Below are 20,834 nucleotides of genomic sequence, written 5' to 3'. Positions count from 1 at the left end.
GATTCCTTCAAGGCGCTGACCGCGCTGCTCGACAAGCAGGGCATCAAGCCTGTCGGCAACCCGATGATCGTCTACACCTCGACGGACGATACCGGCTTCACTTTCCTCGCCGAGATTCCGGTCGACCAGGAGCCGAAGAACCTGACCAAGGACATGAGCATCGGCAAATCGCCGGAAGGCAAGGCGCTGAAATTCGTCCATCGCGGCTCCTACGACAACATGGACAACACCTACGAGGCGATCACCAATCACCTCGACGACAAGAAGCTGGAGGCCAAGGACACCTTCATCGAGGAGTACCTCACCGATCCCCTGAAGACGGCCGAGGACAAGCTCGTCATCAACGTCTACGTGCCGCTGAAGTGAGACCATGCAGAAGCAAGTGACCATCGCTGCCGTTGTCGCCGCCCTGCTGGCGACGCCCGCGCTCGCCGAGGACGCGTTTCCTCCCGCGATCACCGTCAGCGGCGAGGCGACGGTGTCCGTCGCCCCCGACCTCGCCTCGATCGATGCCGGCGTCGCCTCCGACGCCAAGACGGCGAAAGAGGCATCCGAGGCCAACAATGCGGCGATGGGCAAGGTGCTGCTCGCCCTGAAGGGCACAGGCATCCCCGAGAAGGATTATCAGACCTCACGGCTGTCGCTGCAGCCGCAATACGCGCCGAACCGCACCAGCGGGCCATCGGGTGTGGTCGGCTTCCGCGCCAGCAATCGCGTCACGGTGAAGATCCGCGACGTCACCAAGCTGGCGAGCATCATCGACACGCTGGTCGGCGCCGGTGCCAACGATGTCGGCAACGTATCCTTCGAAGTGACGCAGGCCTCAAAGCTGCTCGACGGCGCGCGCGAGCAGGCGCTCGCCGATGCCCGCCGCAAGGCCGAGGTCTATGCCAGGGCGGCCGGCGTCACGCTCGGCACACCGCTCGGCATCTCCGAGGGCGGCCCGCCGCCGGTGCCGATGTTCCGCGCCAAGGCGATCGCCGCCGCGCCGATGGCAAGCCCCGTTCCAGTCGCGCCGGGCGAGGAGACGCTGTCGGTGACGGTGACGGTGTCCTGGGCGATCAAGAAGGATCAGTAGGGGCGCGGCGCACGCAACAATTTCCGCCGTCGCCCCCGCGAAGGCGGAGGCCCATAACCACAGGGAGCAGTTTGGCGAAGGCTGGCAACTGACAGCTCGCGCCACAACGCAAGCCTGTGGTTATGGATCCCGGATCGGCGCTCGCTCCGCTCGCTTGTCCGGGACGACAGCGGAGTTGGTTGCCGGCTCAGTCAAATCTCCACCACCTGTCCCGGCTTCACCGCGACGAAGCGCTCGCGTGGAATGCTGGCCGCATCGAGCGCCTCGACGAGCGCCTCTGCCGGGGCGTCGATGGCCTCGTCGGTCAGCTGGAAAGTGCCGTGATGATGGCCGAGCGCGGCCTCGGCGCCGCAGTCGAGCAGCGCCTTCACCGCGTCGTCCGGGTTCATGTGCTGATCGCGCATGAACCAGCGCGGCTCGTAGGCACCGATCGGCAGGATCGCGAGCCTCAGGGGACCGTGCGCCTCGCCGACACGGCGGAAATGCCTACCCTCGCCATAGCCGGAATCGCAGACTACGTAGATCTTGCCGGCCGGCGTCTCCAGCACGAAGCTCGCCCACAGCGCCTGGTTGCGGTCGAACAGGCTGCGCGCGGTCCAATGCCGCGTCGGCACCAGGTGCACGGCGATGCCGGCGCCCAGTTCGACGCGGTCGTGCCAGTCGAACGCCTCGGCGCGGATCGCGGCGTCGGCCTCGCGCATGGTGAGGTCGTTGCCGAGCGGGGTGACCACGCGCGGATCGAAGTTTTTGGCGAGCCGCGACAAGGTTGCGAGGTCGAGGTGGTCGTAGTGACCATGCGACACCAGCACGACGTCGATTCTGGGCAGGTCCTCGAACGCGATGCCGGGATGGTTGCGGCGCTTCGGCCCGGCCCACGACACCGGCGAGACCCGCATCGACCACACGGGATCAACGAGGATGTTGAGACCGTTTGCCTGGATCAGCCAGCTCGCATGTCCGACGAAGGACAGCCGGACCTTGCCGCCATCGACCTCCCGCGGCGGGACGTCGGCATGCGGGCTCGGAACCCAGGCGGGCCAGACCATGCGGTTGCGGCGGCCGCCGAACTGCCAGCGCAGCAGATCGGACAGCGATTTCGGCGACACACCGTCGGGATCGAAGAACTTTTGGCCATCGAAATGGTCGGACGGCGGTCCGGAATAGGTTTTGCGGCGACGGCGGGTCATTTCAGCGCTGATTGGCCCCAAAAAGGCGGGATTCGGCAAGGGACTGGCAAGAGACCGGCAAGAGATAAGCAGCGGCGCGCGACCTTGCAAAATGCCGCATTCCGCGGGCTTTCCTTGACTTTTCGCCCCTGCGGGGGTTTAAGGCCGCACCACTTCTCGAAAAGGCTTTCTTTTCGACCCGCCGACCGGTCCTCGAGACCGGAGGTCAACGCCCGACAGCGCTGTGCGCCCTCGGGCGTGAAGGTGTTTGGACGACCCTCATCCCGAGGAGTCGCGACGGCGGCGTCTCGAAGGATGAGGCCACGACGGCACCCTTCGAGACGCAGGCTTCGCTTGCTCCCGAAGGCGTGAGGGCAGCAACAACGGGACAACGGCATTGTTCGACAATCTGTCGGAAAGGCTTGGCGGCATCCTCGATCGTCTGACGGGGCGCGGTGCGCTGACCGAAAAGGACGTCGATGCCGCGATGCGCGAGGTGCGCCGCGCGCTGCTGGAGGCCGACGTCGCGCTCGACGTGGTGCGCAGCTTCACCGAACGCGTCCGCGAGCAGGCGATCGGGGCCACCGTCGTCAAGTCGGTGACACCCGGCCAGATGGTGGTCAAGATCGTCCACGACGAGCTCGTCAACACGCTCGGCGCGGACGGCCAGACCATCGACCTCAACGCCGTGCCGCCGGTGCCGATCATGATGGTCGGCCTGCAGGGCTCCGGCAAGACCACCACGACCGCCAAGCTCGCCCGCCGCCTGACCCAGCGCGACAAGCGCAAGGTGCTGATGGCTTCCCTCGACGTCTACCGCCCGGCGGCGATGGAGCAGCTTGCCGTGCTCGGCCGCGATCTCGAGATCGCGACGCTTCCGATCGTCGCCGGCCAGCAGCCGACGCAGATCGCCAAGCGCGCGCTGGAGGCGGCAAAGCTCGGCGGCTACGACGTCGTGCTGCTCGACACCGCCGGCCGCACCACGCTCGACGACGAGATGATGGCGGAGGCCGAGAGCATCAAATCGGCCGCCAATCCGCATGAGGTATTGCTGGTCGCCGACGCGCTGACCGGCCAGGATGCCGTGAACCTCGCACGTTCCTTCGACCAGCGCGTGGGCCTGACCGGCATCGTGCTGACCCGCGTTGACGGCGACGGCCGCGGCGGCGCCGCGCTGTCGATGCGCGCGGTCACCGGCAAGCCGATCAAGCTGATCGGCACCGGCGAGAAGACCGACGCGCTGGAGGATTTCTACCCCAGCCGCATCGCCGGCCGCATCCTCGGCATGGGCGACGTGGTGTCGCTGGTCGAGAAGGCCGCCGCCAACATCGACGCCGAGAAGGCCGCGCGCACCGCCGAGCGCATGCGCAAGGGCCAGTTCGACCTCAACGACATGCGCGAGCAGCTGTCGCAAATGGCGAACATGGGCGGCATCAGCTCCCTGATGGGCATGATGCCCGGCATCGCCAAGATGAAGAACCAGATCGCCGCCGCCGGCATCGACGACAGGATTTTGAAGCGCCAGGTCGCGATCATCGATTCCATGACGCGCGACGAGCGCCGTCATCCCGACCTCCTCAAGGCCAGCCGCAAGAAGCGCATCGCCGCGGGGAGCGGCCAGAGCGTCGAGCAGGTCAACAAGCTCCTCAAGATGCACCGGAACATGGCCGACGTGATGAAGGCCATGGGTTCGGGTAAGCGCGGGCCGCTCGCCGGCATCGCGCAGGCCATGGGCTTTGGCGGCGGCATGAAGATGCCCTCGCCCGAGGAGATGAAGGCGCTGCAGGAGAAGATGCAAGGCGGAGGCGGCGGCCAGGGGCTGCCCAATCTGCCGAAGGATTTGCCGCCCGGCCTGCGCCAGGGCCTGCCGAATGTGCCGGGGCTCACGGGCCTCAGCAACAAGCCGACCCTGCCCGGGCTCGGCGGCTTCCCCGGACTCGGGAAGAAGAAATGACCTCGCCCGTCATTGCGAGCGACGCGAAGCAATGACGAACCCGACCAACCTTTGAATTAACTGCTACTCAGGAGACTAGAATGCCCGTCGTTATCCGCCTCGCCCGCGCAGGCACCAAGAAGCGTCCCGTCTATCACGTCGTCGCCGCCGACTCGCGCTTTCCGCGCGACGGCCGCTTCATCGAACGCCTCGGCCATTTCAACCCGCTGCTGCCCAAGGACAACGAGGCCCGGCTGAAGCTCGACATGGACAAGGTCAAGGCTTGGCTCGCCAAGGGCGCCCAGCCTTCGGACCGCGTGATGCGTTTCCTCGACGCCGCCGGCGTCAAGAAGCGCGAGGCGCGCAGCAATCCGCAGAAGGCCGTGCCGCGCAAGGAGCGCAAGGCGCAGGCCGAAGCCGCAGCCAAGGCTTAAGGCTTGTCGATGCCGGCGCTGGTCTGCGTCGCGCGGATCGGCGCCGCGCATGGAGTGCGCGGCGCGGTCAAATTGTGGACCTTTACCGAGGATCCCTTTGCCGTGCGGCACTACGGCCCGCTCGCGACCAAGGACGGCAAGCGCCAGTTCGAGGTCGCGCAGGCCCGCGAAGCCAAGGACCATCTGGTCGCGACCTTCAAGGGCGTCACGACGCGTGACGAGGCCGAGCGCCTCAACGGCATCGAACTCTACGTTGCGCGCGAAAAACTGCCCGAGACCGACGAGGGCGAGTATTATCACGCCGACCTGATCGGGCTTGCCGCCGTCACCACGACGGGCGATGCGCTCGGGCGCGTGGTCGCGATCCACAATTTCGGCGCCGGCGACATCATCGAGATCGCCCCGCCGAGGGGCACGACCATGCTGCTGCCGTTCTCCAATGCGGTGGTGCCGGAGGTCGATCTTGCCGGCGGCCGCGTCGTGATCGACCTTCCGCACGAGATCGAGGGCGAGGAGCGCTCGCCCGTCAGCGACGACGAGGATTAGGACGCGATGACGACCTCCTCACCCTGGCGCGCGACCGTGCTGACCCTGTTCCCGGAGATGTTTCCGGGGCCGCTCGGGGTGAGCCTGGCCGGGCGGGCGCTGGCCGCGGGCCTGTGGGAACTCGAGGCCCGGGACATCCGGGCATCCGCGACCGACCGCCATCGCAGCGTCGACGATACCCCAGCCGGCGGCGGGCCGGGCATGGTGCTGCGGGCCGATATTCTGGCTGCCGCCACCGATGCCGTGGGCGTCGCCTCCGACCGCCCGCGCCTCCTGATGAGCCCGCGGGGTCGGCCATTGACCCAGTCGCGCGTCCAGGAACTCGCGGCCGGCCCGGGCCCCCTGATCGTCTGTGGCCGGTTCGAGGGGGTGGACCAGCGGGTGATCGATGCCCGGGCGCTGGAGGAGGTCTCGATCGGCGATTACGTGCTCTCAGGGGGCGAAATCGCGGCTTTTGCCGTGATCGACGCCTGTGTCCGGCTGTTGCCGGGCGTGATGGGCAAGGAGGCTTCAGGGGCCGAGGAAAGCTTCTCGGACGGGCTCCTGGAATACCCGCAATACACCCGCCCGCAGCTGTTCGAGGGGGTTCCGATCCCCCCAATCCTCCTTTCCGGCGACCACGCCAGGGTCGCGGCCTGGCGCAGGGCCGAGGCCGAAGCCCTGACGGCGGCCCGGCGGCCGGACCTCATGAAAAAGGCAGCGAGCCAAAAAGCGCCAAAAGACAAGACAGACGGGTGACAAACGCTCCCGCTTGCCTTATAGGAGCGGCCAAATCCGCAATGGCTGGATAGACGAATTTCACGCAGCCCCCGTTGACCGAAGGCTGGGCGCGCCGATGGAGATTTACCCATGAACCTGATCAAGCAGCTCGAAAAAGAGCAATTCGACAAGCTCTCCGCCGGCAAGGAGATTCCGGAATTCGCCCCCGGCGACACCGTGATCGTCAACGTGAAGGTGGTCGAGGGCGAGCGGACTCGCGTGCAGGCCTATGAGGGCGTCTGCATCGGCCGCTCGGGCGGCGGCCTGAACGAGAGCTTCACCGTGCGCAAGATCTCCTACGGCGAGGGCGTAGAGCGCGTGTTCCCGCTGCTGTCCCCGATGATCGACTCCATCAAGGTCGTGCGTCGCGGCAAGGTGCGTCGCGCAAAACTCTATTACCTGCGCAATCTGCGCGGCAAGTCGGCCCGCATCGTCGAGAAGCAGGACCGCGCCACCGCCGTCGGCGAGTAAGCTTCGCCACAGGCCGAGTTACGGAAAGCGCGGGGCGCGCAGGCCCCGCGCTTTTTTGTTGCGGCTGTCATTGCGAGCGGGGCTCTCGCGCTTTCGCCGGCCTGTGCTATATACGGCCAGAATGGTTCCAGATCAGACCCGCACCGCACGCGTGAGGCGCATCGTCATCGACGATCGCTCGCGGCTGCCTGGCCGGTTCTTCGGACGCTTCGCGACCTCGGCAACGTCAGAGCTTGGACACGCAGCATAGGCTGCGCCGCCGATCGTCTTTGCCTCGCGCGTAACCGCGCTCATTTGCACCACACAACATTTTCGGAGCCCGACGCTCATGTCCAAACCCACCACGCTGTACGACAAGATCTGGAACGACCACCTGGTCCACGAGGCCGAGGACGGCACCTGCCTGCTCTACATCGACCGCCATCTCGTCCATGAGGTCACCTCGCCGCAGGCGTTCGAAGGCCTGCGCGCCTCGGGCCGCAAGGTGCACGCGCCGGAGAAGACGCTCGCCGTCGTCGACCACAACATCCCGACCACCGATCGCTCGAAACCCAATCCCGACCCCGAAAGCATCGAGCAGATGCGGGTGATGGCGGAGAACGCCAGGGAATTCGGCATCGAGTATTACAACGAGTTCGACAAGCGCCAGGGCATCGTCCACGTCATCGGCCCCGAGCAGGGCTTCACCCTGCCCGGCACCACCATCGTGTGCGGCGACAGCCACACCTCGACGCACGGCGCGTTCGGCGCGCTGGCGCACGGCATCGGCACCTCCGAGGTGGAGCACGTGCTGGCGACGCAGACGCTGATCCAGAAGAAGGCCAAGAACATGCGCGCCGTCGTCGACGGCAAGCTGCCCGAGGGCGTGACCGGCAAGGACATCATCCTGGCCATCATCGGCGAGATCGGCACCGCCGGCGGCACCGGCTACGTGCTGGAATATGCCGGCGAGGCGATTCGCAACCTGACGATGGAAGGCCGCATGACGGTCTGCAACATGTCGATCGAGGGCGGCGCCCGCGCCGGCCTCGTCGCGCCCGACCAGAAGGCGTTCGACTTCTTGCGCGGCCGTCCCAAGGCGCCGAAGGGCGCCGCCTGGGATGCGGCGATGCGCTACTGGGAGACGTTGCGCTCCGACGACGGCGCACATTTCGACCACGAGATCAGGCTGGACGCGGCAAAGCTGCCGCCGATCGTCACCTGGGGCACGAGCCCTGAGGACGTCGTGTCGATCACCGGCTTCGTGCCCGATCCCGACAAGATCGCCGACGAGGCCAAGCGGCTCTCGAAGCATCGCGCGCTGAAATATATGGGCCTGACGGCAGGCACGAAGATCACGGACATCAAGCTCGACCGCGTCTTCATCGGCTCCTGCACCAACGGTCGCATCGAGGATCTGCGCGCCGCCGCCAAGATCGCCGAGGGCAAGACGGTGAACGCTCATGTCAACGCCATGATCGTGCCGGGCTCCGGCATCGTGAAGGAGCAGGCGGAAGCGGAGGGGCTGGACAAGATCTTCATCAAGGCCGGCTTCGAATGGCGCGAGCCGGGCTGCTCGATGTGCCTGGCCATGAACCCGGACAAGCTGAAGCCGGAAGAGCGCTGCGCCTCGACCTCGAACCGCAATTTCGAGGGCCGCCAGGGTTTCAAGGGCCGCACGCACCTGGTCTCGCCGGCGATGGCGGCGGCCGCGGCGATCGCGGGACATTTCGTCGACGTCAGGGAGTGGCGCTGAGCCACTCCCAATCAATTCTAACGATCCGGGAAAGCGCGCCTTAAGCGGCGGCACCGACACTGACGGCTCGCGACGTCTCGCGCGTGAGTGAGGAGCCATGACCGAGAAGCCGGACTATGTCGACCTCATCAGCGACGCGACACGCCAGCGGCGGCGGCGCGCCACGCCGTTGCGCGTGGTCACCGCGCCCGAGATCGAGGAGACCTCGCGGCTGAGCCGCTGGCCGCCGGCGCTGTTCCGGCAATGGAAGCTCGAGAACCTGATGCGCTGGAAGACGGACTCCTGGAAGCACAGGGGCCGGCCGTAGCCGCGTGATCCATCATTCCGGGGCACCCGAAGGGCGAACCCGGAATGAGAGCCATGACGCGCGTGACATCACCAATACATCCGGTACGGATAACCCCAACGATGCCAGCGATGCCAGCGATGCCAATGGCAGACGCGGCGGGGGCCGTAATAGGTCCAGATGATCCGGCAGCGGTGATAGCGGGGATAGGAATAGTAGGGATAGTAGCCGCCGTAATAGTAGCGGCGGTGGAAATGGTGATGCCGGTAGAAGTGGGGATAGCCCGCATAACGGTAGCCGCCGTAGCGGTGATACCCGCCATAGCGATAGCCCCCGACATGCGCGCGGTAGACCGGCGCGGCGCGAACGGCGCCGATATGGCCGCCATGGAAGCCGCCGAAATGGCCGCCGCCGTGGTATCCGCCATGACCACCATATCCGCCATGACCACCGCCGCCGCCATGCCGGACCGCCGTGATCATCCCGTCGGATGCAGCCTTCACTGCCGGTGAACTCGCCGGATTGATCAGGGTCAGCGCTTCGGCACGCCGTGCCGTGCCCGCCGACAGCACAAGTGTCGCGAGGGCCGCAAGGCCCAGGCAGCGGATCAGGCTGACTCCGGAATCAAGAATCCTCGGCATGATGTCCTCCACGAATATGCACAGCGAGCCTCCGTCGCCGGTTCACGGCGACTTCGGTCCTGCTCATTTGCGATTCTTCCCGAAATTAAACTAGAGACAGCGACGTGAACGCGCCATGAATGAACAACGTTCCGCGGACAGCACTGCGACCGAGCGCCGCGAGGAGACTTTTGCGATGGCCGTCTACGCGATTGCGCAACTGAAGATGACCGAGCGCGCGGCTTATGACCGCTATCAGGCGCGCTTCTTCGACGTGTTCCGGAAATTCAACGGACGATTGCTGGCGGCTGATGAGAGTCCGCGTGTGCTCGAAGGCGCGTGGCCTTTCGACAAGCTGGCGATGATGTCGTTTCCCGACGTGGCGTCATTCCGCGCTTGCGGGTTCATGCGGATCGGCCGCCCGTTCAGCCGCGGCGCCAGTAGCAGCTCATATGCGGCACGATGACAGTGCCGCTCAGGCGATATTCCTGCACATAGGCGACGTTGCATTCCCGCACCGCGTCGGGGCCGGGATTGTAGCGCGGATAGACCCCCTCGGGGTTGTAGTAGGGCTGCACGCGGAGCCTCGTCGGCGGTCGCTTGCGCGGCGGCGGAGCGTCGGGCGAAACGGCCTGGGCGAGCCTAATCTCGCTGCCGGCCGTCTGGGCGGGGGCGCCTGAGCAAAATATGAGGTTCAACCCCATGCACAGTGCCGCTGCTGCCGCCGTCCGCACCCACATCGTTCCGCTCACTGCAAAAATCCCCTTGAACGCGCCGTACGCTCCCCGTTTTCTCGGGCCGCGTCAACCGTTGCGGCGGGTTATAAAGCCGGATGCATCGTCCGGGAACCCGCGCTAAGGAGAGGGCATGTGGACCGACCTGAAGGCGCCCTCGCTGGCCGAGATGGAAGCGATGGCGCACGACATTTTCGAGCGCCTGCCGAAGCGCTTTCGCGATCTTTGCGAGGGCGTGATCCTTCGCGTCGACGATTTCCCGTCCGAGGAGGTGCTGGACGAGATGGAATGCGAGAGCGAGTTCGACCTGCTCGGGCTGTTCCAGGGCGTCGGCCTGCCGCACCAGAGCCTTGGCGACGTGCCCCGCCTGCCCAACATGGTCTGGCTCTACCGCAGGCCGATCCTGGACTATTGGGCGGAGCACGACGAGACGATCGGCCATATCGTCCGCCACGTCCTGATCCACGAGATCGGCCACCATTTCGGCCTGTCGGACGACGACATGGCCGCGATCGAGGCGCAGGCAGGCTAGATCCGCCGAATTGGGCCTAGGATTCGGCCCTCGTTCGCGATAAACAACGCCTCCCCTGACCCCACCCGGGAAGCGCAATCATGGACAAGTTCACCACGCTGGAAGGCGTCGCGGCGCCGCTGAAGATCATCAATGTCGACACCGACATGATCATTCCGAAGCAGTACCTGAAGACCATCAAGCGCACCGGTCTCGGCAAGGGGCTCTTTTCCGAGCAGCGCTACAAGGACGACGGCAGCGAGAATCCGGACTTCATCCTCAACAAGCCGGCCTATCGCAACGCCAAGGTTCTGGTGGCCGGCGACAATTTCGGCTGCGGCTCGAGCCGCGAGCACGCGCCCTGGGCGCTCCTCGACTTCGGCATCCGCTGCGTGATCTCGACCTCGTTCGGCGACATCTTCTACAACAACTGCTTCAAGAACGGCATTCTGCCGATCCGCGTCTCGCAGGAAGACCTCGACAAGCTGTTCGACGACGCCGAGCGCGGCGCGAATGCGACGCTGACGATCGATCTGCCCAACCAGGAGATCCGCGGTCCCGACGGCGGCAAGGTCAAGTTCGAGATCGACCCGTTCCGCAAGCACTGCCTGATCAACGGCCTCGACGACATCGGGCTCACGATGGAGAAGAAATCCTCGATCGACTCCTATGAGGAGAAGGCCAGGCGCGAACGCGCCTGGGCCTGAGGCCGGTCCCGATTTGAGCCCCGGCGCCGCGCGTGCCGGGGCTTTTTCTTTACCTTCTGTCCCGCTCAAAACCGCTTATAGCTGACACATGCTGCCCGAGATCGTCACCTTCTGGCATGGCCCGATGGATGCGCTGCGCCAGACCTGCCTGCGCTCGCAGCTTGCGGCCGGCCACAAGGTCACGGTCTACAGCTTCGACGTCATTCCGGATCTGCCCGCAGGCGTCGGCAATGCCGAGGCCGAGGCGATCCTGCCGCACGCCTTTTCCGAGAAGCTGCGGCCGCCGCAGCCGGACGGAAGCTGGCGCGACTGGACCACGCTGCAGTTCAGCGACTTCTTCCGCATGAAGCTGCTGGCCAAGGGCCTCGGCCTCTGGCTCGACGCCGACGTGCTGCTGCTCAAACCCGTAGAGATCGATCCCGCAAGACCCTATTTCGGCTGGGAGCGGTCGCGCCGGCTCGGCAACTCCGTGCTCTATCTGCCGCCGCAGCATTCGATCATCACGGCATTCGAGGAACTGATGGTGCAGGACGAGCTGACGCCGAAATGGCTGTCGCTGAGCCATCGCGTCACCTTCGCGCTGCAACGCCTGCGCGGCGGCTCGCGCCGCCTCTCCGACCTCCGCATCGCGATCTACGGGCCGCCGGCGCTGACCGAGCTCGCCCGCCGCTCGGGCGATCTGCAGAACGCGCTGCCGAAGAGATCGTTCTATGCGGTTCACTCCGAGCCAAAGCTGTTCTTCGAGCCGTCGGATTTCGCAGGGCTGATCGCCGATCCCGAGGTGATCGGCCTGCACATCTCTGGCAAGGGCCGGAGCAAGCTGCCGCCGATGCCGGGCAGTCTCTACGCCTGGGCGACGGAGCGGTTTCGCTGAGATCAAGGCGATCGCGCCCCGGATGCAGCGCAGCACGAGATCAGGGGTTGTACTCTTTGATCCAGCGCAACGCCGATTTGGCGCCGATGTGCTCTATTTGCAATTAATTGATAGTTGCGACCGGAGCTTCGCATGAGCACCGAGAACAGGCCTTATCCGATCGTCCAGGAACTGATCGACTCCTTCGCCGGCTGGCTGAAGCATCGTCGCGAGCTGAGGGAGATGCGGGAGATGGACCGCTTCAACTTCGACCGAATCGCGAACGACCTGCGCGTCACGCCGCTCGAGCTCGAAGAGCTGGTCCGCCATGGTCCGCACGCCGCCGACGAGCTGTCGAGGATGCTCGAGCAGCTCGGCATCGACGAGGAACGTCTTGCACACGTGAGCCCGCTGTTGCTGCGCGACCTGGAGCGCGTCTGCGCGATGTGTCCCGACAAGGCGAAGTGCCATCGCGAGCTCACCGAGGGCACGGCCGCCGAGCACTACCACGAGTTCTGCCTCAACGCGTCCACGCTGGAAACGCTGGACTACGCCTCGATCACCAAGCACTGAACAGCGCCGTGCGTATTTCCTGGATTCATGTCGGACTGGCGCTGGTGCTCGCGGTCGCCGCGCTGCTGTTCATCCACCTGCGCAACGCGGGCGGGATCGGCTAGCCTCGCGACGTCGGACTACGCCTTGCCCATGGCGGCGATCGCATCCGCGATCGCAATCGTGCGCTGCGCCATGTCGGCGTGCAGCCGCTCCACCATCTGGCCGTCGAGGCGAATTGCACCGCGAGAGGCGTTCTCCGGCAATTCGAACGCCGCGATGATCTTGCGGGCGCGCGCGACCTCGTCCGCCGGCGGCGTGAAGATCGCGTTGCAGGCCTCGATCTGCGAAGGGTGGATCAGCGTCTTGCCGTCGAAGCCGAGGTCGCGGCCCTGCGCGCATTCGGAGGCGAAGCCGTCGCTGTTGTTGATGTCGCTGTAGGGCCCGTCGAGGATTTCCAGGCCGTGGGCGCGCGTCGCCAGGATGCAATGGGTGATCATCGGGATCATCGCGGCGCGGCCCGGCAGCATCCTGATCCGCGTCTCCCGCGAGATGTCGTTCGGTCCGAACACGAAACCGGCGAGCCGCGTCGCTGGATTCTGCGCGGCGGCCGCGAGTTCCTCCGCATGCAGCACCGCGCGCGCGGTCTCGATCATGGCCCAGACCTTGAGCGAAGGAGCGGCGCCGAGGTCGGCCAGCCGCCGGCCGATCGTGTCGAGGTCCTCGCGGCTCGATACCTTGGGAACCAGGATGCCGTCGGGCGACGCTTTCGCCGCCATCGCGACGTCGTCGGCCCACCAGGGCGTATCGAGGCTGTTGGTCCGGATCAGGATCTCGCGCCTCCCAAATCCCCTGGCTGCGACGGCCTCCGCGATCTGGTCCCGCGCGACCGACTTGGCATCCGGGGCGACGGAGTCCTCGAGGTCGAGGATCAGCCCATCGGCCGGCAGATTGCGCGCCTTTTCCAGCGCGCGCGGGTTCGAGCCCGGCATGAACAGATGGCTGCGGCGCGGGCGGGTCATGCGGCTCCTCCGAACGGTTCCCAGGACAGACCGAGGGCGATAGCACTTCGTCTGCCCCTTCGAAAGGCTTGTTCGATCGGGCCGCCTATGGTTAGGCATAGGCATGATCACATTCCCGAAGCAATTGCTGGACGGCTACCGCGCCTTCTCGACCCAGCGGCTGCCGACCGAGCAGACCCGCTACCGCGAATTGTCGGTGAAGGGGCAGTCGCCCGAGGTGATGGTGATCGGCTGCTGCGACTCCCGCGTCTCGCCGGAGGTTATCTTCGACGTCGGTCCCGGCGAGCTGTTCGTCATGCGCAACATCGCCAATCTGGTGCCGGTGTATCAGCCCGACGCCAACGCGCACGGCGTTTCGGCCGCGCTGGAATATGCAGTCACGGTGCTGAAGGTCAAACACATCGTGGTGCTCGGGCACGCGCAATGCGGCGGCATCCGCGCCTTCGTCGACAAGATCGAGCCGCTCACCCCCGGCGATTTCATCGGCCGCTGGATGCAGATGTTCATCAAGCCCGGCGAGGTGGTCGAGCAGCGCAACCACGAGACCATGCAGGACTTCGTGACTCGGATCGAGAAAGCCGCGGTGTTCCGCAGCCTGGAGAACCTGATGACGTTCCCGTTCGTGCGCAGGGCGGTGGACGCCGGCCAGATGCAGCTCCACGGCGCCTATTTCGGCGTCGCGGAGGGCTCGCTGTTCGTGCTGGACAAGGTCGCGAAGGAATTTAAGAAGGCGAATGGCGAATAGGGAAGAATCTACTCGCTATTCGCTACTCCCCATTCGCGCTCGCGTCACGCCGCCTTCTTCTTGGCGGTGATCAGCTTGCGGTTGATCAGGACTTCGGCGATCTGGATCGCGTTCAGCGCCGCGCCCTTGCGCAGATTGTCCGAGACGCACCACAGCACGAGGCCGTTCTCCACCGTCGCGTCCTCGCGGATGCGGCTGATGTAAGTGGCGTCCTCGCCGGCCGCCTCGTAAGGCGTGGCGTAGCCGCCGGGCTCCTGCTTGTCGATGACGAGGCAGCCGGGCGCCTTGCGCAAAATCTCGCGCGCCTCGTCCGGCGTGATCGGATTCTCGAACTCGACGTTGACGGCTTCCGAGTGGCCGACGAACACCGGCACGCGCACGCAGGTCGCGGTGAGCTTGATCTTGGGATCGAGAATCTTCTTGGTCTCCGCCATCATCTTCCACTCTTCCTTGGTGTAGCCGTCCTCCATGAAGACGTCGATGTGGGGGATGACGTTGAAGGCGATGCGCTTGGGGAATTTCTTGGCGACCAGCTCGTCATTGGTGTAGACGGCCTTGGTCTGCGAGAACAATTCGTCCATCGCGTCCTTGCCGGCGCCCGACACCGACTGGTAGGTCGAGACCACGACGCGCTTGATGGTCGCCTTGTCGTGCAGCGGCTTCAGCGCGACGACGAGCTGCGCGGTCGAGCAGTTCGGGTTGGCGATGATGTTCTTCCTGACAAAGCCCTTGGTCGCGTCCGCGTTCACCTCGGGCACGATCAGTGGCACGTCCGGATCCATGCGCCAGGCCGAGGAATTGTCGATCACGACCGCGCCGGCGGCGCCGATCTTCGGCGACCAGTCCTTCGACACCGAGCCGCCCGCCGACATCAGGCAGATGTCGACGTCGGAGAAGTCGTAGTGCTCGAGCGCCTTGACCTTCAAAGTGCGGTCGCCATAGGACACCTCGACGCCAACGCTGCGGCGTGAGGCCAGCGCCACGACCTCGTCCGCCGGAAATTTGCGCTCATCCAGGATGTTGAGCATTTCCCGCCCGACGTTGCCGGTCGCCCCGACGACTGCGACTTTGTAACCCATCGTTCACTCTCCGATGAAAATTGCCTTCCCGCGAGCCGACGCCGAAACAGGAAGAGCAGCGCTTCTATGCGAGAACCGCCCCCAAGACAATGTTGGACGACAATGTTGGACGACAACGTCAGACCGTGTCCGAGGGGCCGTGGGGACGAGGTACCATTTGACGCTGGCAAGCTTCGCCGACGAGGTCGTCGGCACGCTGGCGCGCCTGCTCGCCTATGTAGGGACGCTGGCGCTGCTTGCCATCCTGTCGGTTGCGGCGCTCGACCAGCTGCGGCGCCTGGGCGACGAGGGGCCCGCGCCCGGGTCGGATTGGGCCGCGAACGGCGCCTGCGACCCCGGATCGATCGACGGCCTGATGAATTCCATAAATAAATCAATCGCCTACTTCATCGCCGGGGACGCTCCCGGACAGGATCGGAATTCCTGCGATTCGTCAGGCTCGCCGGACTGGCTGCGCAGCGCCGAGACCGTGCAATTGCGCGGCTCGCTTTGAGCTGGCTCAAGTCCAAGCCGCTGGTTTTCATGCAACTTTTGCGCTGAAGCGCGATTATTCCGCCGCGGTGTGACCCAATTGACCTAGTTCCTGCCACAGCTTGCGGGCTAGGATGCGGCGCAATCGATTGGCGGCGTGCCGCCTGAAGGGGATCTGATGAGCTCGAAATTTCTCGCCGCGAACAAGATGGCACTGTGGGTTGCGGCCGCCGCCGTCATCAGCCTCGCGACCAGCCAGACCGCCTCGGCCGAGGCCAAGGGCAAGCGCCACGACGACCGCGGCCGCGTCTATTACGGCCCGAGCGGCCCCAACGTGGTCTATCAGCAGGGCCCGCGCACCCGCATCTACGTCACCAAGCGCTCCTGGCTCGACGGCGGCACCGAGGTCAATCCGGGCGACCGCAAGTTCACCGACTACGCGTTTCCGCCGGCGCTCGGCTACCCCTCGTTCGCCCGCGAAAACCTCAACCGCCCGATCGACCGCCAGCCGCTCTCGACCCCGGCGGATGTCGGTGGCTACCCGACGAGCTTTCCGCTGTATTGAGAGAGGCGGAACAACCGAAACGAAAATGGCCGGGCTTGCCCCGGCCATTTGTTTTTCGGAGGTGCCGCAGGGTGGGCAAAGGCGCAACGCGCCGTGCCCACCCTTTTTCCTGATTGGCCCAGAAGCGGTGGGCACGCTGTCGCTTTGCCCACTCTACGAATTCGCGCTTACGCGTGCAGCTTCTGCAATTCCTTCAGGATCGCCTCACCCATCTCCGTGGTCGAGACGGCCGTAGTGCCTTCCGACTTGATGTCGGCGGTGCGAAGTCCGCCGGCGAGCACCGCGGCGATGGCCTGGTCGAGCTTGTCGGCGAGCGCGCCCATGTCGAAGGAGTAGCGCAGCGCCATGCCGAACGACGACAGCATCGCGATCGGATTGGCAAGGCCCTTGCCCGCGATGTCGGGCGCCGAGCCGTGCACCGGCTCGTACAGCGCCCGGCGCTTCCTGGTCTTGGCGTCGACCTCGCCGAGCGACGCCGACGGCAGCATGCCGAGCGATCCCGTCAGCATCGCCGCGATGTCGGAGAGCATGTCGCCGAACAGATTGTCGGTCACGATCACGTCGAACTGCTTCGGCCACTTCACCAGCATCATGCCGCCGGAATCGGCGAGCTGATGTTCCAGCGTCACGTCGGGATATTCGCGCTTGTGGACCTGCGTCACGACCTCGTTCCAGAGCACGCCCGACTTCATGACGTTGCGCTTCTCCATCGAGGTCACCTTGTTCCTGCGCTTGCGCGCGAGGTCGAAGGCGACGCGCGCGATGCGCTCGATCTCGTAGGTGTCGTAGACCTGGGTGTCGATGGCGCGCTTCTGGCCGTTGCCGAGATCGGTGATGGTCTTGGGCTCGCCGAAATAGACGCCGCCGGTGAGCTCGCGCACGATCATGATGTCGAGGCCTTCGACCGCCTCGCGCTTCAGGCTGGAGGCCTCCGCCAGCGCCGGGTAGCACACCGCCGGGCGCAGATTGGCGAACAGGCCGAGATCCTTGCGCAGCCGCAAGAGGCCGGCTTCGGGGCGCACCTCGTAGGGGACGCTGTCCCATTTCGGGCCGCCGACCGCGCCGAAGATCACGGCGTCGGCCGCCTTCGCCTTGGCCATGTCGCCTTCGGAGATCGACACCTTGTGCGCGTCATAGGCGGCGCCGCCGACGAGCCCGCTGTCGGTCTCGAACTTCGCGATGCCCGACGCATCGAGCCAGTCGATCAGCCGCTTCACCTCGGCCATCACTTCGGGGCCGATGCCGTCGCCGGGGAGCAGCAGCAGTTTGTGGGTCGCCATGGGTCGTCACCTCGGATGTTCTCGTCATTGCCGGGCTGAAGCGCGAAGCGCGCCTCCGCCCTAAGGCCCCCGGCAATCCAGCTTCTTCTGAAGAGGATGGATGCCCGGGTCGAGCCCGGGCATGACGAATGGGATGAATCTCGCGCGAGTGCTAGATCGGCGTTGCGCGATTGGCAAGACACCATTGCTGCGGTGCGGCTGTGCAAGCGAGAGCGGGCCTGCCACAATGCGTGGCGCCGGAGACCCCCTTGCACGCCCCTGACCGCCCCCCGAGCGATGCGCATCCCGCGCGGCTGATCCTGACGCTGTCGCTGGCGGCGACCGTCGGGCTCGGCATCGGCCGCTTCGCCTATGCGCTGGTGCTGCCGGACATGCGGGATTCCCTGCACTGGTCCTACTCGGCCGCCGGTTTCATGAACACCATCAACGCCGTCGGCTATCTGGTCGGCGCGCTGCTGGCATCCCGGCTGATCGGATGGGTGGGCTGGTCGGTGGCGATCCGCGGCGGGACGCTCGCCTGCGTCGCCGCGCTCGCGCTGTGCGCGCTGACCGGCAATTTCATCGCGCTGAGCCTGGCGCGGCTGGTGCTGGGCCTCGGTGCGGCGGCCGGCTTCGTCGCCGGCGGCGCGCTTGCCGCCGAGATCGCGCAGTCGCGGCCAGAGCGGGCCAATTTCCTGCTCAGCCTGTTCTATGCCGGACCCGGCGTCGGCATTCTCTCCTCCGGGTTGATTGCACCCTTCACCCTGCAATGGTTCGGCCCGGGCTCGTGGTGGATCGTGTGGTGGGCGATGACGCTGCTCTGCACCGCCATGACCATCCCGCTGTTCCTGATCCGCATCGAGAGCCGGGCGCGCTTCAGCGAAGCAGGCGGCGCTTCGTTCGCGATCCTCCCCGTGCTGATCTATCTCGCCGGCTATTTCCTGTTCGGCGCCGGCTACATCGCCTACATGACCTTCATGATCGCCTATGTGCGCGATTCCGGCGGCGGCGCGGCGGCGCAGGCCGCGTTCTGGGGACTGATCGGGGCCAGCGCCTTCGTCACGCCCTGGATCTGGCGCGGCGTGCTGGCGCTCGACCGCGGCGGGCTTGCGACCGCAATCATCCTCGGCACCAACGCGCTCGGCGCGGCGGTGCCGATGCTGGGCCATTCGACGGCGTGGCTTGCGACCTCGGCGGTGGTGTTCGGCGTCGCCTTCTTCGCGGTGGTCGGCTCGACCACCGCCTTCGTGCGCCTCAACTATCCGCCCGTGGCGTGGCCGACCGCGATCGCGGCGATGACGATCTCCTTCGGCGTCGGCCAGACGCTCGGGCCGATCGTGGTCGGCGCCATCACCGATGCGCTCGGCAGCCTCGCGTACGCGCTCAACGTCTCCGCCGCGCTGCTGGCGCTCGGTGCACTGGCCGCGGCGTGCCAGAGGAAGGTGGGGCGTTCCCCATAGTTGATGTCGACAGCGGCTAGTTCCCGCTGAACGAATTGTAGCCCTGGTCTTCCCAGTAGCCGCCCTTGTAATCGTTGGTGACTTCCATCGACAGGACGTATTTGGGGTTCTTGAAGCCGAGCTTGGTCGGCACACGGATCTTCATAGGAAAACCGTAGGCGCGCGGCAGGGTCTCGCCGGCGAACCCAAACGTCATCTGCGTCTGCGGATGCAGCGCGGTGCGCATGTCGAGCGGCGAGTTGTAGCCGTCCTTGTCGGCGCACTGGAACCAGACATATTTCGCGCGCATGTCGGCGCCGACGAGCTTGAGGAAATCGCGCAGGGGCGTGCCGGTCCAGCTTCCAATCGCGCTCCAGCCCTCGACGCAGATGTGGCGCGTGATCTGGGTGACCTGCGGCAACCGGTAGAGTTCGTCGAGCGTCCAGGATCTCTTGTCGTCGACGAGGCCGCGCACCTCGAGCTTCCAGGCCTTGCCGTCGACCTCCGGCGCCTCGTCGAGATCGTAATAGGCGTTGAACGGGAACGGTTTCGTGATCGCGCTCTCGGGGAAGGTCGGCGCCAGCGCGTCCGGATTGAAGATGAAGGCCTGCACGGCGTCGTTGAATTTCGAGACCTGCTTCAACATCTCCTCGGCCGAGGACGAATCGACGACGTCGCAGCCGGTCAGCAGCGTCAGCGCGCCAAGGCTGGCGCCGCCCGTGAGGAAACGGCGGCGGGTCAGATCCGGCATCATCTTCAGCGTATCCTTGATCAGGAGCCGCTTGTCGACGCCGGGGATGAGGAACGAGCGTTTCGCCATGATGGTCCCCCCTCAGCGGCCAATGACCATCGCGCGCAGGCTCCTGGGCACCAGCAGCGCGAGCGCGACGTGCACGACGAGGAAGGCGCAGATCGCCGCCATGCAGAAGAAGTGCACGTAGCGCGCGGTCGGATAGTCGCCGAACAGCGACACCAGCCAATACAATTGCACGGGTTTCCAGATCGACAGGCCGCTCAGCACGATCAGCACGCCGACCACGATGATGCCGGCATAGAGCAGCCGCTGCACGGAGTTGTAGACCGTGAGATCATCGTGGGCGAGCTTGAAGGTCAACGCCGCCTTCAGGTCATGGCTGACGCCCGACGGCGTGATCGGCAGCAGCTTCCTGCGGAAGCGGCCGGTGGCAAGACCGGTGACGAGATAGGCGAGGCCGTTGACCATCAACAGCCACATCGCCGCGAAATGCCAGAGCAGCCCGCCGGCGAGCCAGCCGCCCAGCGTGATATCGCGCGGGAAACTGAAGCCGAACAGCGGCGAGGCGTCGTAGATCTGCCAGCCCGACGTGATCATCAGGATCATGGCGATGGCGTTGATCCAGTGCATGGTCCGCACCCAGGCCGGCTGGATGATTTTGGCCGGGGCGGCACTGACATGCTCGTCGGCGGCGGCAATGCTGGACATGACGGTTCCGTCCTCTGGGATCGCGTGACTGCGAATATACGCCAGGCATTCGGTTTTCGTTACGCCTCGCGGTCTATCGATTCGATGCCGCGGGCGTATCGTAGTCACAAAAGTGCGAGCCGGGGTCCGGCTCGCCGATTTTGCCGCACCCTGTCCGGGGATGAAACAGGGGTCACAGGTGTCAGGACGCCGGCATCAGCACGGTGTCGACCACATGGATCACGCCGTTGGACTGGTTGACGTTGGAGATGGTCACCATCGAGGTGCCGCCCTTGGCGTCGACGATCCAGGTCTTGCCGTCCATCTTCTTGACGGTCAGTTCCTCGCCCTCGGCGGTCTTCAGCTTCTTGCCGTCGGTCAGGTCGGAGGCCTCGAGCTTGCCGGGCACGACATGGTAGGTGAGGATC

Annotated in this window: 27 protein-coding genes; 18 read left to right on the top strand and 9 right to left on the bottom strand. The window is 65.7% G+C overall.

Features of this window, described 5'->3' with window-relative positions; all coding sequences use genetic code 11:
• The coding region (locus tag KGM94_RS12295) for a GyrI-like domain-containing protein (protein ID WP_300259074.1) at positions 1-366 on the top strand (366 nt) is incomplete at its 5' end.
• A gap of 4 nt (positions 367-370) precedes the next feature.
• Entirely contained in the window at positions 371-1,078 is a 708-nt protein-coding gene (locus tag KGM94_RS12290; protein ID WP_300259071.1) for an SIMPL domain-containing protein, read from the top strand.
• Positions 1,079-1,269: 191 nt separating this feature from the next.
• Here KGM94_RS12290 and KGM94_RS12285 read toward each other — a convergent pair whose 3' ends face one another.
• The gene (locus KGM94_RS12285; protein WP_300259068.1) at positions 1,270-2,265 is read right to left on the bottom strand and encodes an MBL fold metallo-hydrolase; all 996 of its coding nucleotides are present in this window, start codon (positions 2,263-2,265) and stop codon (positions 1,270-1,272) included.
• Between the two features lie 376 nt (positions 2,266-2,641).
• Here KGM94_RS12285 and ffh point away from each other — a divergent pair, with 376 nt between their 5' ends.
• The 7 genes from ffh to KGM94_RS12250 all read left to right on the top strand — a co-directional run bounded on the left by ffh (position 2,642) and on the right by KGM94_RS12250 (position 8,429).
• The gene (gene ffh / locus KGM94_RS12280) at positions 2,642-4,198 is read left to right on the top strand and encodes a signal recognition particle protein (protein WP_300259066.1); all 1,557 of its coding nucleotides are present in this window, start codon (positions 2,642-2,644) and stop codon (positions 4,196-4,198) included.
• A gap of 80 nt (positions 4,199-4,278) precedes the next feature.
• Complete coding sequence (gene rpsP / locus KGM94_RS12275) at positions 4,279-4,611, top strand: 30S ribosomal protein S16 (RefSeq protein WP_300259063.1); 333 nt, start codon at positions 4,279-4,281, stop codon at positions 4,609-4,611.
• Between the two features lie 9 nt (positions 4,612-4,620).
• Positions 4,621-5,157 carry a ribosome maturation factor RimM gene (gene rimM / locus KGM94_RS12270; protein WP_300259080.1) on the top strand — a complete coding sequence of 179 codons (537 nt, stop codon included), beginning with the start codon at positions 4,621-4,623 and terminating at the stop codon, positions 5,155-5,157.
• 6 nt (positions 5,158-5,163) lie between these two features.
• Positions 5,164-5,895, top strand: coding sequence for a tRNA (guanosine(37)-N1)-methyltransferase TrmD (trmD, locus tag KGM94_RS12265; protein WP_300259060.1), 732 nt, complete (start codon positions 5,164-5,166; stop codon positions 5,893-5,895).
• 111 nt (positions 5,896-6,006) lie between these two features.
• On the top strand, positions 6,007-6,387 hold the full coding sequence (gene rplS, locus KGM94_RS12260) for a 50S ribosomal protein L19 (protein ID WP_300259057.1): 381 nt from the start codon (positions 6,007-6,009) through the stop codon (positions 6,385-6,387).
• Positions 6,388-6,715: 328 nt separating this feature from the next.
• The gene (leuC, locus tag KGM94_RS12255; RefSeq protein ID WP_300259054.1) at positions 6,716-8,122 is read left to right on the top strand and encodes a 3-isopropylmalate dehydratase large subunit; all 1,407 of its coding nucleotides are present in this window, start codon (positions 6,716-6,718) and stop codon (positions 8,120-8,122) included.
• A 97-nt stretch (positions 8,123-8,219) separates the two neighbouring features.
• Complete coding sequence (locus KGM94_RS12250) at positions 8,220-8,429, top strand: hypothetical protein (protein WP_300259051.1); 210 nt, start codon at positions 8,220-8,222, stop codon at positions 8,427-8,429.
• Positions 8,430-8,497: 68 nt separating this feature from the next.
• Here KGM94_RS12250 and KGM94_RS12245 read toward each other — a convergent pair whose 3' ends face one another.
• Positions 8,498-9,049, bottom strand: coding sequence for a hypothetical protein (locus KGM94_RS12245; RefSeq protein WP_300259048.1), 552 nt, complete (start codon positions 9,047-9,049; stop codon positions 8,498-8,500).
• A 175-nt stretch (positions 9,050-9,224) separates the two neighbouring features.
• Between KGM94_RS12245 and KGM94_RS12240 the strand changes: the two genes are divergently transcribed.
• On the top strand, positions 9,225-9,494 hold the full coding sequence (locus KGM94_RS12240; RefSeq protein ID WP_300259045.1) for a DUF1330 domain-containing protein: 270 nt from the start codon (positions 9,225-9,227) through the stop codon (positions 9,492-9,494).
• Here the strand turns inward: KGM94_RS12240 and KGM94_RS12235 are convergent.
• Positions 9,454-9,732 (bottom strand): hypothetical protein, encoded by a 279-nt coding sequence (locus tag KGM94_RS12235; RefSeq protein ID WP_300259077.1) that lies wholly within the window; start codon positions 9,730-9,732, stop codon positions 9,454-9,456. The two genes, KGM94_RS12240 and KGM94_RS12235, sit on opposite strands and share 41 nt — an antisense overlap.
• Before the next feature lie 163 nt (positions 9,733-9,895).
• Here KGM94_RS12235 and KGM94_RS12230 point away from each other — a divergent pair, with 163 nt between their 5' ends.
• From KGM94_RS12230 to KGM94_RS12215, 4 genes are all read left to right on the top strand, one after another.
• The gene (locus tag KGM94_RS12230) at positions 9,896-10,294 is read left to right on the top strand and encodes a metallopeptidase family protein (protein WP_300259041.1); all 399 of its coding nucleotides are present in this window, start codon (positions 9,896-9,898) and stop codon (positions 10,292-10,294) included.
• Positions 10,295-10,374: 80 nt separating this feature from the next.
• Positions 10,375-10,980: a 3-isopropylmalate dehydratase small subunit gene (gene leuD / locus KGM94_RS12225; RefSeq protein ID WP_300259038.1), complete on the top strand. Its 606-nt coding sequence runs from the start codon at positions 10,375-10,377 to the stop codon at positions 10,978-10,980.
• 88 nt (positions 10,981-11,068) lie between these two features.
• Positions 11,069-11,854, top strand: coding sequence for a hypothetical protein (locus KGM94_RS12220; protein ID WP_300259035.1), 786 nt, complete (start codon positions 11,069-11,071; stop codon positions 11,852-11,854).
• Between the two features lie 132 nt (positions 11,855-11,986).
• Positions 11,987-12,406 (top strand): DUF6455 family protein, encoded by a 420-nt coding sequence (locus KGM94_RS12215; protein WP_300259032.1) that lies wholly within the window; start codon positions 11,987-11,989, stop codon positions 12,404-12,406.
• Positions 12,407-12,525: 119 nt separating this feature from the next.
• On the opposite strand, the gene KGM94_RS12210 is transcribed toward KGM94_RS12215, so the two are convergent.
• Positions 12,526-13,407, bottom strand: coding sequence for a CoA ester lyase (locus tag KGM94_RS12210; protein WP_300259029.1), 882 nt, complete (start codon positions 13,405-13,407; stop codon positions 12,526-12,528).
• Between the two features lie 103 nt (positions 13,408-13,510).
• Between KGM94_RS12210 and KGM94_RS12205 the strand changes: the two genes are divergently transcribed.
• Complete coding sequence (locus KGM94_RS12205; protein ID WP_300259026.1) at positions 13,511-14,152, top strand: carbonic anhydrase; 642 nt, start codon at positions 13,511-13,513, stop codon at positions 14,150-14,152.
• 44 nt (positions 14,153-14,196) lie between these two features.
• On the opposite strand, the gene KGM94_RS12200 is transcribed toward KGM94_RS12205, so the two are convergent.
• Positions 14,197-15,231 carry an aspartate-semialdehyde dehydrogenase gene (locus tag KGM94_RS12200; protein ID WP_300259022.1) on the bottom strand — a complete coding sequence of 345 codons (1,035 nt, stop codon included), beginning with the start codon at positions 15,229-15,231 and terminating at the stop codon, positions 14,197-14,199.
• A gap of 157 nt (positions 15,232-15,388) precedes the next feature.
• Between KGM94_RS12200 and KGM94_RS12195 the strand changes: the two genes are divergently transcribed.
• Positions 15,389-15,724 (top strand): hypothetical protein, encoded by a 336-nt coding sequence (locus KGM94_RS12195; RefSeq protein WP_300259083.1) that lies wholly within the window; start codon positions 15,389-15,391, stop codon positions 15,722-15,724.
• 156 nt (positions 15,725-15,880) lie between these two features.
• Positions 15,881-16,267: a hypothetical protein gene (locus tag KGM94_RS12190; RefSeq protein WP_300259018.1), complete on the top strand. Its 387-nt coding sequence runs from the start codon at positions 15,881-15,883 to the stop codon at positions 16,265-16,267.
• 167 nt (positions 16,268-16,434) lie between these two features.
• Here the strand turns inward: KGM94_RS12190 and leuB are convergent, their stop codons facing one another.
• The gene (gene leuB / locus KGM94_RS12185) at positions 16,435-17,547 is read right to left on the bottom strand and encodes a 3-isopropylmalate dehydrogenase (RefSeq protein WP_300259015.1); all 1,113 of its coding nucleotides are present in this window, start codon (positions 17,545-17,547) and stop codon (positions 16,435-16,437) included.
• 248 nt (positions 17,548-17,795) lie between these two features.
• On the opposite strand from leuB, the gene KGM94_RS12180 reads away from it, so the two are divergent.
• Positions 17,796-18,986, top strand: a complete 1,191-nt coding sequence (locus KGM94_RS12180) for a YbfB/YjiJ family MFS transporter (protein WP_300259012.1) — start codon at positions 17,796-17,798, stop codon at positions 18,984-18,986.
• A 16-nt stretch (positions 18,987-19,002) separates the two neighbouring features.
• Here KGM94_RS12180 and KGM94_RS12175 read toward each other — a convergent pair whose 3' ends face one another.
• From KGM94_RS12175 to KGM94_RS12165, 3 genes are all read right to left on the bottom strand, one after another.
• Positions 19,003-19,785 carry a molybdopterin-dependent oxidoreductase gene (locus KGM94_RS12175; protein ID WP_300259009.1) on the bottom strand — a complete coding sequence of 261 codons (783 nt, stop codon included), beginning with the start codon at positions 19,783-19,785 and terminating at the stop codon, positions 19,003-19,005.
• Positions 19,786-19,797: 12 nt separating this feature from the next.
• Entirely contained in the window at positions 19,798-20,427 is a 630-nt protein-coding gene (locus KGM94_RS12170) for a cytochrome b/b6 domain-containing protein (protein WP_300259005.1), read from the bottom strand.
• 181 nt (positions 20,428-20,608) lie between these two features.
• A partial coding sequence (locus KGM94_RS12165) for a fasciclin domain-containing protein (RefSeq protein WP_300259002.1) occupies positions 20,609-20,834 on the bottom strand: 226 nt, incomplete at its 5' end.

The sequence above is a fragment of the Bradyrhizobium sp. genome (genome assembly GCF_028868675.1).
GTDB lineage: Bacteria > Pseudomonadota > Alphaproteobacteria > Rhizobiales > Xanthobacteraceae > Bradyrhizobium.
Note: the sequence above shows the minus strand (reverse complement) of the source record. Positions and strands in the feature narration are given on the sequence as shown.